This window comes from Streptomyces sp. NPDC050703 (assembly GCF_040654435.1).
GTDB lineage: Bacteria > Actinomycetota > Actinomycetes > Streptomycetales > Streptomycetaceae > Streptomyces.
In genome coordinates, this window is record NZ_JBFAHX010000017.1 from 1 (window position 1) to 14,114 (window position 14,114).

Genomic DNA, 14,114 nt, shown 5'->3' on the forward strand with positions numbered 1-14,114 from the left:
CCGCCTCACCACGGATACGGGCGGGCCGTCCGCCCTCCTTCCGCCCGTCCCGTACCCCGATGCTCTGGGGACGGGCGGAAGGTCCGGCCCCGGCCGGTCCGCATCCCACTGCTACACGAGATCGCGGAGCGGGACGTCGAGCGCGTCGGCCAGGAGCAGGAGGTCAGACAGGGTCGGCTCCCGTGTCGCGTACTCCCAGCGATGGATCGTCCGGTGGTCGCGGCCGATGCGGTGGCCGAGTTCGACCTGGGTGAGATTCGCGTGCAGGCGTGCGGCTCTGATGCGGGCCCCGATCTCCACACGGCGGGCGTTTACCCAGGCGGGCATGGGGTCGAGCGGCACTCGACCACCGTGCGGCGCTCGTGATCTCATGTCTTTGCCTGGTCAGGCAAATTTAATGATCTTGAGGATAGCGGGGTATTCGCCTGGGGCACGCCTCTGATCTGCGCCGACTCGTACCTGTGCGCCCTCTGGCATATGCCTGGGGGCTACAGGTACTGTCGGTAATAGAACACACGTTCACCCTTTCGGGCGATGTTCCCGGAGCGGAGCGGGCTGTTACATATAGGTGCAGCCCCACAGACGTGCCGGGTTCGTCTCCATAGGGCACCCCCCTCGTGACGGGCCCGGCACACAGTCGCCCCCTACGCGTGCGCCGCGTGGGGGGCGGCCTCATTCCGGGCGCCGCCTGACCTGCCCAGACGCCATGATCATTTAGGGGCCATTTAGGGGCCGCGCTCGCGTAGTGAGACTGTAGTCAGACTGCGCGGGGCCGTAGTCAAACTGCACGCAGGCGGCATGCGAAAGGCCCCGGCACCCGCGTGACCTGCGGATACCGGGGCCTTTGCCCTGATCAAACCTGTGCCCCCGGCAGGATTCGAACCTGCGACACCCGCTTTAGGAGTTCGAACCCAGCACGCTTTGGCTGTGGTCGGCGACTGTTGCAGCGGCCGGACACAGTCGCTGGTGTACGCCTCCGTCCGACGTCGTTGATGTCAGCCGTTGATGTCAGCCGTCCAATGCGTGAACCCCCCTTCCGCCGACCGGAGCCAAGATCGCCGGTCGCGGGGCACCTCGGAAAGGCTTTGGCTTAGATCAAGGGCTAAGACGTCGTTTCACTTGGTGAGTCGGCGGTGGGCGATGAGGGCTGCGGCTATGCCGACGAAGGCGAGGAAGTGTTCGGCCTTGCGTTCGTAACGGCGGTGCAGGCGGCGGCAGCCGGCCAGCCAGGAGACCGTTCTTTCGACGACCCAGCGGTGTCGGCCCAGCCGGGTGGAAGACTCGATGCCCTTGCGGGCGATGCGGTGGCGGATGTGACGCTCGCGAAGCCATGCCCGCAGGTGGTCGTAGTCGTAGCCCTTGTCGGCGTGGAGCTTGGCAGGACGCTGGTGGCGCGGTCCGCGGCGGGAACGGACGGGCGGGATCCCACGCACGAGCGGCTGCAGGCCAAGGCTGTCGTGCATGTTCGCGCCGGAGATGCTCAGCGACAGCGACAGCGGCACGCCGTTCCGGTCGGTGATGAGGTGGACTTTCGATCCGCTCTTGCCACGGTCGGCCGGATTCGGTCCGGTCAGAGGCCCCCTTTTGCCGCCCGGACGCTGACCGAATCGATCGAGCACCGCGACCAGACCAGCTCGCCCCGCACACCGAGTTCGTCGAGGACGACTCGGTGGAGCCTGGTCCACACCCTGGCCTGGCTCCACTGGGCGAATCGCCGGTAGACGGTGGGCCAGGCCGACCCGAACACCGGCGGCAGTTGCCGCCAGGTGCAGCCCGAGGTAGCCACGAAGATGATCGCTGACAGGCTCCGTTTGCCGCTGCCCTGCGGACGTATGACCTCCGTCGACGGGACCACCCGCCGGAACAGCGTCCACAACTCGTCCGGCACCAACCGATCAACCAGATCCGTCATGCACTGCTCAACGAACGATCACGCCATCAGAAACGGCGTTTAAGTGGACATCAGGTTCGAGCCTTTGCCCTCCATAGCTCATTCAGCAACGCTAGGCTGGTCAGCCGATGACTCGTGTCCGCAGGGGGATGACTTTGCTTGAGATGCTGGCGGGGAAGATTGCTGGAGCAGTGCTGGGGGCATCTGCCGGAGCGGCAGCCAAGCGGGTACTGCCGCTTCCTGGTGCGGGAATCACGTCAGGACCGACATTCCGACGCTTGCGTCTTAAGAAACCGACGTCGATCCATTCAGAAGATGTCCATAAGCTCACCAAGCGCGTTGCCGCCCGTCTTTGCGAATTGGTGAATGTTGAATACGGTTCGCTTCCCGATAATGAGAAACAGGCTGCTGCCGCCTTGGCCGCAGATACCCTCGTGGGTAGTCCTGTAGATATATGGGAATGCGACCTGAACCCAGAGCTGTACGCCCGGAAAGTATTGCAAGAATCATCATCCTTTCGCAGGGCGGCCGGACTGTCAGAGTCAGGAGGGTCATTTTGCGAGCTGCTGATTCGAGATATATCGATGCAGCTCGTTCAATTCATCACCTCATGGCCGACATTTGCGGCAAGGGTCGAATTGGAGCAGCTCAATAGGATGCGGTCCCTTATTGAAACAGTAGACCATATCTACGCCAAGATGGGGCCGGATATCCGTGTAGAGGATTTGGATTTCGAGAATCGCTACACCTCATTGGTAATTGATTCTCTGAATCGGTTGCAAATATTCGGCCTGGACCTCGCACATCGAGAAAACCGGTCATACGACCTCTCAACGGCCTACATCACGCTGAGCGTGGAGCCCACGACACGACGCGGCACTCCGGTGCTCTCTGCCTCTCGTAGTTCAGCGGAGAAGTTCCTCGATGCTGACGATGATGACCCGGCGAGTCCTATGCATAAAACGCCGGAGATTGAGAAGGGGATAGGGATGCGTGCAGAAATAGCCGTGTCCCCCTACAAGCGAATCCTGCTTCGCGGTGATGCTGGGTCAGGAAAGACAACACTCCTTCAATGGCTGGCAGTGAATGCAGCGAACAAGAGTTTTCCGTCTGATCTCGCCGAATGGAATTCACTCGTTCCGTTTATGCTGCCATTGCGGCGGTACGCCAATAGTACCCTCCCTAACCCCTCTCTGTTTTTTCCTGTAGTCGGCTCCATTCTCTGTGACGAAATGCCGGACAGATGGGTTAACCGCATATTGCGGTCTGGGCGCGCTCTTATCCTGATTGATGGAGTGGACGAACTCCCCGACGAACAGCGGGATTTGGCTCGCGAGTGGCTTCGATCATTGATTTCGACCTATCCTGACGCCCTTTATATGGTCACCTCGCGGCCGGCAGCAGCAGAGGTTGACTGGCTGAGTGAAGACGGCTTTGCCGTGCTCGACATGCTCCCGATGAATCAAAAAGATGTTGAACGCTTTGTCGAGCACTGGCACGACGCTGCGAGGACTAACGAGGTCGATGAAGACGAGGTTGCGAGTCTACAACAAGGAGAATCGGATCTAATTAAATCAATCAGAGAAGAGCGACAGCTAAGAAGAATCGCCTCTAACCCGCTGCTTTGTGCTCTATTGTGCACTCTTAACCGGGACCGGCACTCTCAGCTTCCTCGCGACCGCATGGAACTCTATCGAGCTGCGCTCGACCTGCTGCTTCTCCGCCGCGATCGCGAAAGAAAGATCAACTATCCCGAACCCGCACATCTAGGCGACTCTCAGAAAAAGTCCATACTGGGGGGATTTGCTCATTGGCTAATCAGGAATGGCCTTACCGACGCTTCTCGCGAACAGGCAATCAAGCAAGTCGCAATATCACTGCAGTCGATGCCATCAGTTGATTCGGGCGCTGCAGCAGTCTTCGATTACTTGTTGATTCGAAGTGGCTGCCTAAGGAAGCCTGTTCCAGGTCGAGTCGACTTCATCCATCGGACCTTTCAAGAATATCTGGCTGCAGCCCGTATCGTTGAGATTGATGACTTCGACAATCTTCTCGCCAACGCGCATCTAGATCAGTGGCATGAAGTTTTCGTGATGGCAGTGGGTCATGCACGGCCCAAAGAGCGTTCAATTCTGTTGTCTGGGCTTATTAAACGGGGTGAGTCCGAGCCCGAACACAAAAAGCGTCTGCACTTGCTTGCTGCGGCCTGTCTGGAGACAGCAACAGAGTGTAATCCACCAGACGTGTATAGCCAGGTCCGGTCGATCACGGCCGAACTAATCCCGCCACGTCGGATCACAGACGCGAAAGAGTTGGCGGCGGCGGGTGAGATGGTAATTCCGCTGATACCCAATAGAAGACTCTCCGCAAGTGAGGCAGCGGCCACTATCAGAATGGCGGCAATTGTCGGTGGCGATGGAGCCATCTCATTGATCAGCCGCTATGCCCGCGACAAAAGAGTGACTGTTCAGCGGGAGATTCGGCAGGCGTGGGAATACTTCGACGCCGAGGAATACGCCAAAAGAGTATTGGCAAAAAACTCCGGATGCTGGACCTCTATGGAGGTTTACCTTCCACATGCGCTGTGGGCCCTTCGTCATCTTCCGCAGTTGGAGGAACTTGAAATCGGCTGCGCGGTGCAAGGCATGGATTGGATTCGCGGCCTGGGAGCACTTAAAAAGCTAATCATTCGGCGAGACGTTACAGGTTCCTCTTTCGCGACTCTCGCCGAGGCATGCACTCAACTTCGTTATTTGAGTCTGCATGTCGGGGAGTCGATTGACGCCATTGAGGATCTCTCCGGCATGCAGGAGTTGGAGTTTCTAAATATCTCCCATGGAGGAAGGCAAGGGTTTAGATTTTCGCCCTTTCCGAGTCTTCCAGCTTTGAAGCGACTGTTCATTCATAGCGGTGCAAGAGTCCTCGACTTCGCAGATTTGGCGGAAAAGGCTCCTCAGCTCGAAAGTCTATGGCTTGCCCCTGCCCGATTCATGTCGAGTCTGACGGGCGTTAGCGGTATGCGTAACTTGCAGCGACTTACTATCAGTGCAGGGCGGCACGCAGACCTCGCCCCCATTACTGAGCTTGCTCACCTTGCAGTTCTTACCCTTTGGGCTAGCTCGCATGTGGATACAAGAATCCTAGCTAAATCCACATCTCTTGAAGAGGTTAGGGTCTCCCTGTTGCGTGCAGGAAATGAAGAAAACATGCGCGAGTTTGACCTGCGGCCATTTATTGAGTCTGGACGTCATTGGAAGGTTCACGTCTCGGCGCGATTTGGGAATCTCTTCATCGGTGCCGATCATCCTGCTGTGGTGGCTGAATTGGATAATCAAGGAGCGCCCGTCTGGAAGTTTGAGGTTAATCGGCGCTGAGACGCATGGCCTAAGGTCGGTGTAGCGGCTTTGGGGTGGCGCTGCTTTGGCGCGAGTGATCATGGCCCCGTAAGCTTCCGGCGCGTCGGGCAGTCTGTGGACCTGCCCGGTAAAGCACGACGTTGGGGCCATGATCTTCGAGGCTCGCGCCAAAGTGGCTCCGTAAAGCCGCGGAGCCGACCGCCCCAGCCACGACGTACCCCTTCTCTGGCCTCAGGTGGCTGATTGAGGTGTGCGCGGCACGGGCGCCGGCCGGGCTGGAGCGGGGCGGAGACAGGAGCGCAGGCCCGGCCGGGGGCCGGGCCGCGCGCGGGGAGCGGAGCGAGCCGCCTTGAACCAGTAGAGAAAGTTGTAACTCAGTCCGTCTGCCGGGGCTTGAAGTCGTGTGCGCAGGCGCAGGCTGGGAGTTCTGCCGCCTGGCGGTGTGCGAGGGGCAGAAAGAGGACTGGTCGTATCGTCCAGGTGATGCGTGTGTCCGCATGGGTTACTGAGACCGTGCAGGGCTGTATCTGGAGGAGTGCTCTGCGGGTGCGGATGCGGCCCTCGTATAGCCATTCCCAGGCTTCGTCTGATGCGTCGGCGTCGAGTGCTGGGGAGATCGTGCGGAGGGTGACCGCTACCCATCGGTCCGCCTGGGGTGCCGAGTAGGCGTCGAAGGACGCTCGTAGTTGTGGTCCGGACTGGCCGTCCGTCGGCGTGGGCTCCGTCCAGCACTCGCACCAGTAGCCGCGGTGGGGCTTGCTCATCGGCATAGTGGGGCTCCCTGGCCGGCCTGGGTGTAGAGGGCCGCGGTGACCGTGAGGCCGTGGTCGCTGTCGTGGACGAGGACTCGGTGGGCGATGGCGCTGACCATGTCCAGGCCCCGGCCGTGTTCCGCCTCCTCGTCCTGGCGCTCGACCTTCGGGGCGGTTCCTGTGCCTCCACCGTCCGTGACCGACAGGGCGACCATCTCCGGCGAGACCTCGATCAGCAGGTGGAAGCTGCCGGACTTCTGTCCGCTGGCCGTGTGCAGGATCGCGTTCGCGCTCAGCTCGCTCACGATCAATTCGGCGTCCTCCGCCAGCGGCGAGCCCCGCAGGATGTCCCGCGTCCAGCGTCGGGCCCGGCTGACCTCTTCAGGGAATCCTGGGCAAGTGAGGCCCCAGACTCGGATCGTGCTCGTATACTCGTGCATACAAGTTCCTTCGTGCTGGTAGGCCGCCATGTGCAGCGGGTTCGAGCTAGACGAGTTTCACGCCGTCATGGGCGCGAATGGCCGGCGGGGATGCCGCGTCGAGTGCGTCCAGGACGCGGATCGCGTACGCCTCGTCGGCGAGTTCGGTGACTTCTTCGCGGGTGGCCCAGCGCAGTGCTCGGGTCTCGTTGCCGGTGGTGGGCGTACCGTCGACGGCTTCACAGCGGAAGACCATGGAGACGATCAAGCCCGTCATGTTCTTGTAGATGCCGGTGAGGGTCGCGGGAAGCGCGATCTTCAGGCCGGTTTCTTCCAGGACTTCGCGTTGCAGAGCCTCGGGGATGGTTTCCTCACGTTCGAGGATGCCGCCCGGCGGCTCCCAGTGGCCGTTGTCCCGGCGCTTGATCAAGAGGGCTCGGCCCTGGTCGTCGACGATGACTCCAGCAACGCTCACGGAGTGCGGACGGTCAGTGCTCAAGGTCCTCGGCCCTCTCGAATAGCTAGGCTCTCCACCGTAGCAACAACACTCGCCCACTCGTCTAGATACCTAAAGGAGTACACGTGACGTCCCTTCCCGGCCTGCTCGGTGCCATCGACCCCACGAGTGATCGTGCGGTCTTCCGGCAGATCGCTGACCAGCTCCGCGAGTCCATCGACCGCGGGCGATTCAAGGAGGGCGAAAAGCTGCCCTCGGAGGCGGAACTCGTCGAGCATTACGGCGTATCCCGGATGACCGTTCGGAACTCCTTCTCCGTTCTCCAGGGTGAGGGCCTGGTCCACGCCGAACACGGCAAGGGCGTCTTCGTACGACCACGGCCACCGGTCCGACGCCTAGCCTCCGACCGCTTCGCCCGGCGCCACCGTGACCAGGGGAAGTCGGCCTTCATCGTCGAGGCCGACGCTGCGGGCAGTCACCCGCAGGTGGACAGCCTGGAGGTCAAGGAGGAGAAGGCCACGCAGGACATCGCCACCCGGCTCGGGTCGGTGCGGCGGGTGCTTGCTCGTCGGCGCCGGTATCTGCTGGATGGCCGGCCGGTCGAGTTCGCGACTTCGTATCTGCCGCTCGACATCGCGCGCGGCACGCAGATCTCGGAGCCCAACCCCGGTCCCGGCGGCATCTACGCACGGCTTGAGGAGCTGGGCCACCACCTCGACCACTTCGAGGAGGAGATCCGGGCCCGGATGCCCGCGCCGTCCGAGGTGAAGACGCTCCGGCTGGCCTCCGGTGTGCCCGTGATCCATCTGATCCGCACCGCGTACGACACCGCCGGCCGCGCCGTCGAGGTCTGCGACACCGTCATGGCGGCGGACGCCTACGTCCTGTCGTACCAGCTCCCGGCCACGTGAGCGCCTGACCGCCGATGGCGCGCGCCGGGGCGTTCCCTCAACTCGTACAGCCCAACAGGCATACTCGTATAGACGAGTGGGCGAGTCGTATGGCAAGGTGGTCGCCGTTCCCGGAAGTTCGGGTTCGAAGGCTGCATCTTGTATAGACGAGTAGATGGGGAAAGACCTTGCGAACCATCCGTGTGGAGACCTCGGCCGCGACGATCCTGCTGACCGAGGCACCTGAGCCCAAGGTCCGCGACCGTCAGACCGGCGAGATCGCCAAGGACGCCAACAGCGGGGAAGCGCTGATGACGATCGGCGTCGTCTACATCGAGGAGGGAGAGTCGTCCCTGATCAAAGTGACCGTTCCGGAGAGCGGCGTGTCGGACGGGTTGGCGCTCGGTGCGCCGGTCTCGCTGCCGGGACTCGTCGCCCGGCCGTGGGAAAGCGTCTTCAACGGTCAGCAGCGGCACGGAATCGCCTACCGCTGCGCCGCCGTCACCCCGGCCGGCTTCCCGGCCGCCATGGGGGCCTCGGCCTGATGACCGACCTGACGACTCTTCTGGAGGTGGGTGGTCCTGTCGCCGCGCTCGGTGGCGGGGCCGCCTACACCCGGGCCAAACACCCCGGGGCTTACTGGTCCGCTGTCGGCCTGCCGATGTCCATGGCCCGGCTGCTCAGCTCGTACGGCTCGGTCATGGAAGCCTGCGGCCTGACTGTCGCGCCCTCCCGACTGCGGGTGCTGGCGGCCAGGGTCACTAGCCGCCGGGAGATCCGGCCCGTACCGCCTCGTCGTGGACTCATCCGCCCGACCACGACCGGGCTCCGGCTGCGCCTGCGGCTCGCCCCGGGGCAGGAACCCGCCGACGTGGCCGCCTCGGCCGAACGCCTGCGACACGCCTGGGGCGTCCACGGCGTCTACGTGACCGTGGTCAAGCCTGGTGTCGTCGACTTACGGCTCGTCGGGTACGACGTGCTGCGCACGGTCCGTATGCCGCGCAAGGCAGTGGGCGGGTTCCTGCGAGTGCCCGTGGCGCTGCGGGAGGACGCGACACCCTTCGTACGGGACTACCGGGCCGTCCCGCATGGCCTCTGTCTCGGTGCCACGCTGTCCGGCAAGTCCATGTATCTGCGGCATCTCGTCAACGGGCTCGCGCCGCAATCCGTCGCCCTGGTCGGCATCGACTGCAAGCGCGGCGTGGAGCTGGCCCCCTTCGCCCCGCGCCTGTCGGCGCTCGCCACCGACCCCGAGCAGGCCGCCGAGCTGCTGCCCGTACTCATCAGGGAGATGGAGGACCGATACGACCTGATCAAGGCCCGGCAAGGGATCGCCCCGGGCACGCCCGACGAGACGATCACCTCCGACATCTGGGGACTTCCCGAGCACGAACGGCCCGTCCCCGTGGTGCTGTTCGTCGATGAAGTCGCGGAACTCTTCCTCGTCGCCACCAGGAAGGAGGAGGAGCGGCGGGACGAGATGGTCACTCAGCTCATTCGGCTCGCCCAGCTCGGCCGCGCCGCCGGGATCTACCTCGAAGTCTGCGGGCAGCGCTTCGGCGCCGAACTCGGCAAGGGTGCGACCATGCTGCGGGCCCAGCTCACCGGGCGAGTCTGTCACCGTGTGAATGACGAAGCCTCCGCGAAGATGGCCCTCGGTGACATCGCTCCCGAGGCGGTTGGCGCCGCGTGTGCCATCCCGGCCGAACGGCCCGGTCTCGCCGTTGCCGGTGATACCTCCGGCGGCTGGTCTCGTATTCGTACGCCGTATCTCTCCCTTGCCGACGCCGCCGAGACCTGCCGCGCTTCGGTCGATCTGGTTCCTGACCTGCTCGCGCTGAAGCCCTTCCGGCCCGCTGTGCCCGCACTCCCGGTCGAGACCTCGGCCTCGGCTGCCGTACGGCCGCGACCGGCCACCGGCTGAGCCGCACCCTTCCCACCCCGGTCGGCGTGACCGTCTCGCGCCACGTCCCTACCTCTGCCATGCCTGAACCCGGAAGGAGCCGCAGCATGCGCGCCCACCTGGCCCGCGTCGACGCGGTGCTCGTCCAGGCCGTTATTGCCGCCGCCCTGTCCTTCGCCCACTTGCATGACGTCGCCTCGGCGGCCGGGCAGGACGGGTGGAAAGCCTGGGCCTACCCGGTCTCGGTCGACCTGCTGCTCGTCGCTGCCTGGCGCCGACTGCGGACCGGCGACGGCAAAGCCGCGGGCTGGTGCTGGTTCGTCATTGCGCTCGCGGCCTCCCTCGGCGCGAACATCGCCACCGCCGGACTGCTCGACATGGGCCATGTGCCGGCCTGGCTCCGCATCCTCGTCGCGGGGTGGCCTGCGGTCGCCTTCCTCGGCGGGACGCTCCTCGCCCACTCGACACCGACGCCGGATGAGACCACAGAGGAGCAACGCCCCGAGGGCGTCGACGACCAAGAGCACGCGCCCGACCCCGTGCCGGAGCTTCCGCCGCCCCCGGTCGCCGAGCCTGCCCCGGCCCCGACTCCTCCGGCCGCCGTCCCCGTTCCGACCGCCCTGGTCGAGCACGCCCGCAAGGTCGCCGCTGAGCACCACACCCGTACCGGCACGGCCATCGACACCGCGACCCTGCGCGCCCGGCTCGGTGTCCCCGAACCAATGGCCGAAGCCATCTCCGCCCGACTCACCTGACAAAGAGGCCCCCTACCGATGCCGCACTACCTCTACGACACCGCCGCTGACTTCCTCGACGCCGCCCGCGAGATGGCCGACACCGGCCACCCGACGTTGGCCCGACTCCTCGCCGAAGAGGCCGCAGACCGCACCGCCGACCCCGAGCAGGCGGCCCGCATCCTCCGCGACTACCCCGGCTCCAGCCTCCGACAGAAGGGATGACGCATGTCTCCGCAGAAGCGCTTCCGCAACGTGGTCCGCATCGGTCCCGTCCAGGTCGGCACCTCGTACGACGGCCGTGGCCGCGAAAAGCACACCGCCGCGTGCACGGCCCCGCGCTGCGGTTTCTCCGCCGACTACGACAGCCGCGCCGCCGCCGAACTGGCCGCCCGTACCCACCGCTGCCCCGTCCGCTGAAAGGACCCGTCCCCGTGACCGTCAGCCTGCCGCTCGTGTTCGTCCTCGGCCTCTTCGCCTGGGGCGCGGTCAAGTTCCTCGGCGTCCGCACGTGGATCGTCGTCGTGATCGCACTCTTCGGCTTCTGGCTCTCCCACACCTTCATGGCTCCGGCCATCGAATCCGGTACGCGCTCCGGCGTGGACGCCGTAAACGGCTCACATGACTAGACGAGTAGGTAAGGAGAACTTCGCCGTGTTCCTGCCCAAGTACCCCGACAGCCCGACGCCGCCGCCCGTCCACCACCACACCGTGGCCGACCCGGCCCCCGTGCGGCGGGGCTCGCCCCAGATCTCCGTGACCACCGGGGCGGTCGTGGCCGTCCTCGTCGGCGGGGTGGTGCTGACCGCGCTCCTGGCCGCCGTCGCCGTGACGGCCGTCTCCGTCGCGGTGTGCGCCGTGGTCATCCGCTCGATGCTCCGCGACCAGCAGCGGCGCTAGTCGCCAGCACTGCCAGACCCCCGGGGCGGCCCTGATACCGCCAAGCATCCGCCGCCCCGGGGGCCCTGTCCCTCCTGACCGAAGCCAGAAGGAGAAGCCATCATTACCCGCACCACTCGGCCCCCGCTCAGCGAACTCGGTCAATTGGCCGCAACCGGCACCATGCCCGCGCTCCTGCGTCAGCTCTCCAGCCTCGGCGGCTGCACGCACCCGATCCGCCTCGACGGCCACCGCACCGAGCACACCGTCGACACCCGGACCGGCGAGATCGGCAACGTCCTCCACCACCTCGACTCGACCACCCTCCCGGCCGGTCACCTCCTGGTCCGCTGCAACAACCGCCGTACGACCCGCTGCGCGGCCTGCGCGGAGGTCTACCGCCGCGACACCTTCCACCTGATCACCTCTGGCCTGCGCGGCGGCAAGGGCCTCCCCGAACGCGTCGCCGCCCATCCCCGCGTCTTCGCCACCTTCACCGCCCCCGCTTCGGCCCGGTCCACAACCGCCCCACCGGCCCGGCCAGAGCTGTCCGCCCCTGTCGCTGCGGCGTCCTCCACGACCAGGACGACGCCGCCCTCGGCACCCCGCTCGTCCCCGACACCTACGACTACGAAGCAGCCGTCCTCTGGAACGCACACGCGGGCCTGCTCTGGCGGCGCTTCTCGATCTACCTCCGCCGGGAGGTCGCCAAGCGTGCTGGCCTCACCCAACGCGCCTTCCGCGAGTACGCCCGGGTCTCCTTCGCCAAGGTCGCCGAGTATCAGAAGCGCGGTGCGGTCCACTTCCACACGGTCATCCGCATCGACGGCCCGGCCGGCGGCGACACCCCGCCCCCGGCCTGGGCAACCGCCGAGCTGCTGACCGACGCCATCCGCGCCGCTGCGACCGCCGCCCGCGTGGATGGCCCGGTCATCGATGGACGGGCGCACGCCTTCGCCTTCGGCCGTCAGCTCGACGTACGCACCATCCGATCCGCCGACTTCGACAGCGGCCAGGAGCTGACCGAGCGAGCCGTCGCCTCCTACATCGCCAAGTACGCGACCAAGGGCGCGGAGACCGCCATGGGAGCACTGGACCGGCCCCTCAAGTTCCTCGCCGAACTCGCCCAGCTCGACATCAGCGACCACGCCCGCCGCATGATCCGCACCGCGTGGACCCTCGGTGCCCGCAAGGACCTGGAAGAACTCCGGCTCCGCGCCTGGGCCCACATGCTCGGCTTCCGCGGCCACTTCTCCACCAAATCCCGCCGCTACTCCACCACCCTCGGCGCACTCCGCGACGCCCGAGCCGAATGGCGCCGAGCCCAAGCCGTCACCGACGACCAGGCCGCCCCCGACTCGACCCTCGTCCTCGCCCACTGGACCTACGCCGGAACCGGCCTCACCGACGCCGAAGTCTGGCTCGCCGAGACCCTCGAACCCGCCCTCGGAACAGAAGGAGAACCGACGCATGCGTGATGAAGAGCTGTTGACAGTGGCTGATGTCATGGCGCGACTCAAGCTCGGACGATCGACGGTCTACGACCTGATCCGCTCGCGTCGGCTGCCCTCGATCACGATCGGCCGGTGCCGTCGTATCCCGGCTCGGGCTCTGCGGGACTACATCTCCAACGAACTGGAGGCAGCCGCCTGATGGCTGCTCAGCGCAAACGGAACCCGAACGGCGCGGGCACCATCACCAAGCGCAAGGATGGCCGCTACCAGTGCGCCGTGTATGTGCTTCAGCCGGACGGCACCCGTGCCCGGAAGTTCGCATACGGAAAGACCTGGCAAGAGTGCGACACCAAGCGCCGTGAGCTGCTGGCCAAGGTCGATCAGGGCGTACCCGTGCCCACCCGCTCGGCCAAGCTCTCCGACTGGTTGCCCTACTGGCTGGACAACATCGTCAAGCCTCGTCGCAAGCTCAGCACCTTCGACAAGTACGAAGCACACGTGAGGCTCTACCTCGTGCCCATGCTCGGGGCCAAGCGCCTTGAGTCTCTGGGCGTCGCCGACGTTCGGCGCTTCCTGACGCGGCTGGAGAACAGGACGACAGCCGCCACGGCCAAGGAGTCGCACCGGGTGCTGCGGACCGCCCTGTCCGCCGCTTGCAGGGAGGAACTGATCTCGCGCAATGTCGCGGGCCTCGTCGAGCCGCCCCGTGCCTCCTCGCGTGAGCTGACCCCGTGGACGCTCGACGAGACCCTTGACTTCCTGGCGGCCTCCCGGAAGGACCCGCTCTACGCCGCCTTCGTCCTCGCCATCGCCATGGGCTTGCGGCGGGGCGAACTCGTGGGCCTGCGCTGGGATGACGTCGACCTGGACAAGCGCGTCCTGTACGTCCGTCAACAGGTGCAGCGGCGGCGTGGGGTTCTCTACGACGATGAGACGAAGAACCGCCGCCGTCGGGCGCTCCCGCTTCCGGCCATGTGCATCGCTCCACTGCGCTGGCACCGGATGCGGCAAGCGGCCGCCAAGCAACGTGCTGGGCAGGCGTGGACCGACGGCGGGTACGTCTTCGCCACTCGGAACGGTCGTCCGGTCGAGCCACGCAACGTGTACCGGTCGTTCACCCGCGTCGCCGAGTCCGCCGGCCTGCGCGTGATCCGGCTGCACGATGCCCGGCACGGCTGCGCCACGCTCCTCACCGCTGCCGGAGTCGCGCCCCGCGTCGTGATGGAGATCCTTGGGCACAGTCAGATCAGCATCACGATGGATGTCTACACACACGTCGTGCAGGACACGCAGCGCGAGGCCATCAGTCACATGGATCGGCTGCTCAAGAGGCGCCCCGGTCGTCAGTGACCACCCGCGTTGATGTCAGACGTAGATGT

The 14,114-nt window shown here is 65.2% G+C and carries 16 protein-coding genes and 1 pseudogene; 12 read left to right on the forward strand and 5 right to left on the reverse strand.

Annotation, left to right across the window (positions count from 1 at the left end; all coding sequences use genetic code 11):
- Positions 1-111: 111 nt before the first annotated feature.
- Both AB0I16_RS17710 and AB0I16_RS17715 read right to left on the reverse strand, forming a co-directional pair.
- Positions 112-327 carry a helix-turn-helix transcriptional regulator gene (locus AB0I16_RS17710; RefSeq protein ID WP_363250309.1) on the reverse strand — a complete coding sequence of 72 codons (216 nt, stop codon included), beginning with the start codon at positions 325-327 and terminating at the stop codon, positions 112-114.
- Positions 328-1,115: 788 nt separating this feature from the next.
- A protein-coding gene (locus tag AB0I16_RS17715) for an IS5 family transposase (protein WP_363250310.1) occupies positions 1,116-1,912 on the reverse strand; the annotation gives its coding sequence in 2 pieces (ribosomal slippage) (positions 1,116-1,580 and positions 1,583-1,912; 795 coding nt in all).
- A 143-nt stretch (positions 1,913-2,055) separates the two neighbouring features.
- Between AB0I16_RS17715 and AB0I16_RS17720 the strand changes: the two genes are divergently transcribed.
- Positions 2,056-5,265, forward strand: coding sequence for an NACHT domain-containing protein (locus tag AB0I16_RS17720; protein ID WP_363250442.1), 3,210 nt, complete (start codon positions 2,056-2,058; stop codon positions 5,263-5,265).
- Between the two features lie 356 nt (positions 5,266-5,621).
- Here AB0I16_RS17720 and AB0I16_RS17725 read toward each other — a convergent pair whose 3' ends face one another.
- From AB0I16_RS17725 to AB0I16_RS17735, 3 genes are read right to left on the reverse strand one after another with little or no spacing between them, the layout of a single operon-like run.
- Complete coding sequence (locus AB0I16_RS17725; protein WP_363250311.1) at positions 5,622-6,017, reverse strand: hypothetical protein; 396 nt, start codon at positions 6,015-6,017, stop codon at positions 5,622-5,624.
- Complete coding sequence (locus tag AB0I16_RS17730) at positions 6,008-6,439, reverse strand: ATP-binding protein (RefSeq protein WP_363250312.1); 432 nt, start codon at positions 6,437-6,439, stop codon at positions 6,008-6,010. The genes AB0I16_RS17725 and AB0I16_RS17730 overlap by 10 nt, the downstream gene beginning before the upstream one ends.
- A gap of 46 nt (positions 6,440-6,485) precedes the next feature.
- Positions 6,486-6,893: an NUDIX domain-containing protein gene (locus AB0I16_RS17735; protein ID WP_363250313.1), complete on the reverse strand. Its 408-nt coding sequence runs from the start codon at positions 6,891-6,893 to the stop codon at positions 6,486-6,488.
- A 107-nt stretch (positions 6,894-7,000) separates the two neighbouring features.
- Here AB0I16_RS17735 and AB0I16_RS17740 point away from each other — a divergent pair, with 107 nt between their 5' ends.
- The 11 genes and pseudogenes from AB0I16_RS17740 to AB0I16_RS17790 all read left to right on the forward strand — a co-directional run bounded on the left by AB0I16_RS17740 (position 7,001) and on the right by AB0I16_RS17790 (position 14,085).
- The gene (locus AB0I16_RS17740) at positions 7,001-7,786 is read left to right on the forward strand and encodes a GntR family transcriptional regulator (RefSeq protein ID WP_363250314.1); all 786 of its coding nucleotides are present in this window, start codon (positions 7,001-7,003) and stop codon (positions 7,784-7,786) included.
- A 167-nt stretch (positions 7,787-7,953) separates the two neighbouring features.
- A complete protein-coding gene (locus tag AB0I16_RS17745; protein ID WP_363250315.1) occupies positions 7,954-8,310 on the forward strand; it encodes a hypothetical protein in 357 nt (118 codons plus the stop codon).
- Entirely contained in the window at positions 8,310-9,689 is a 1,380-nt protein-coding gene (locus tag AB0I16_RS17750; RefSeq protein WP_363250317.1) for an FtsK/SpoIIIE domain-containing protein, read from the forward strand. The genes AB0I16_RS17745 and AB0I16_RS17750 overlap by 1 nt, the downstream gene beginning before the upstream one ends.
- Before the next feature lie 86 nt (positions 9,690-9,775).
- A complete protein-coding gene (locus tag AB0I16_RS17755; protein WP_363250318.1) occupies positions 9,776-10,423 on the forward strand; it encodes a DUF2637 domain-containing protein in 648 nt (215 codons plus the stop codon).
- Positions 10,424-10,441: 18 nt separating this feature from the next.
- Positions 10,442-10,627: a hypothetical protein gene (locus AB0I16_RS17760; protein WP_363250319.1), complete on the forward strand. Its 186-nt coding sequence runs from the start codon at positions 10,442-10,444 to the stop codon at positions 10,625-10,627.
- Positions 10,628-10,630: 3 nt separating this feature from the next.
- Entirely contained in the window at positions 10,631-10,822 is a 192-nt protein-coding gene (locus tag AB0I16_RS17765) for a mobile element transfer protein (RefSeq protein ID WP_363250320.1), read from the forward strand.
- Between the two features lie 14 nt (positions 10,823-10,836).
- On the forward strand, positions 10,837-11,031 hold the full coding sequence (locus AB0I16_RS17770; protein WP_363250321.1) for a hypothetical protein: 195 nt from the start codon (positions 10,837-10,839) through the stop codon (positions 11,029-11,031).
- A gap of 25 nt (positions 11,032-11,056) precedes the next feature.
- On the forward strand, positions 11,057-11,302 hold the full coding sequence (locus tag AB0I16_RS17775) for a SpdD protein (RefSeq protein ID WP_363250443.1): 246 nt from the start codon (positions 11,057-11,059) through the stop codon (positions 11,300-11,302).
- A gap of 162 nt (positions 11,303-11,464) precedes the next feature.
- Positions 11,465-12,759 (forward strand): annotated as a pseudogene (locus tag AB0I16_RS17780) (replication initiator).
- The gene (locus AB0I16_RS17785; RefSeq protein ID WP_363250322.1) at positions 12,752-12,934 is read left to right on the forward strand and encodes a helix-turn-helix domain-containing protein; all 183 of its coding nucleotides are present in this window, start codon (positions 12,752-12,754) and stop codon (positions 12,932-12,934) included. The pseudogene AB0I16_RS17780 and the gene AB0I16_RS17785 overlap by 8 nt, the downstream one beginning before the upstream one ends.
- Positions 12,934-14,085 carry a site-specific integrase gene (locus tag AB0I16_RS17790; RefSeq protein ID WP_363250323.1) on the forward strand — a complete coding sequence of 384 codons (1,152 nt, stop codon included), beginning with the start codon at positions 12,934-12,936 and terminating at the stop codon, positions 14,083-14,085. Before AB0I16_RS17785 ends, AB0I16_RS17790 begins: the two co-directional genes overlap by 1 nt.
- The last annotated feature ends 29 nt before the right edge of the window (positions 14,086-14,114 follow it).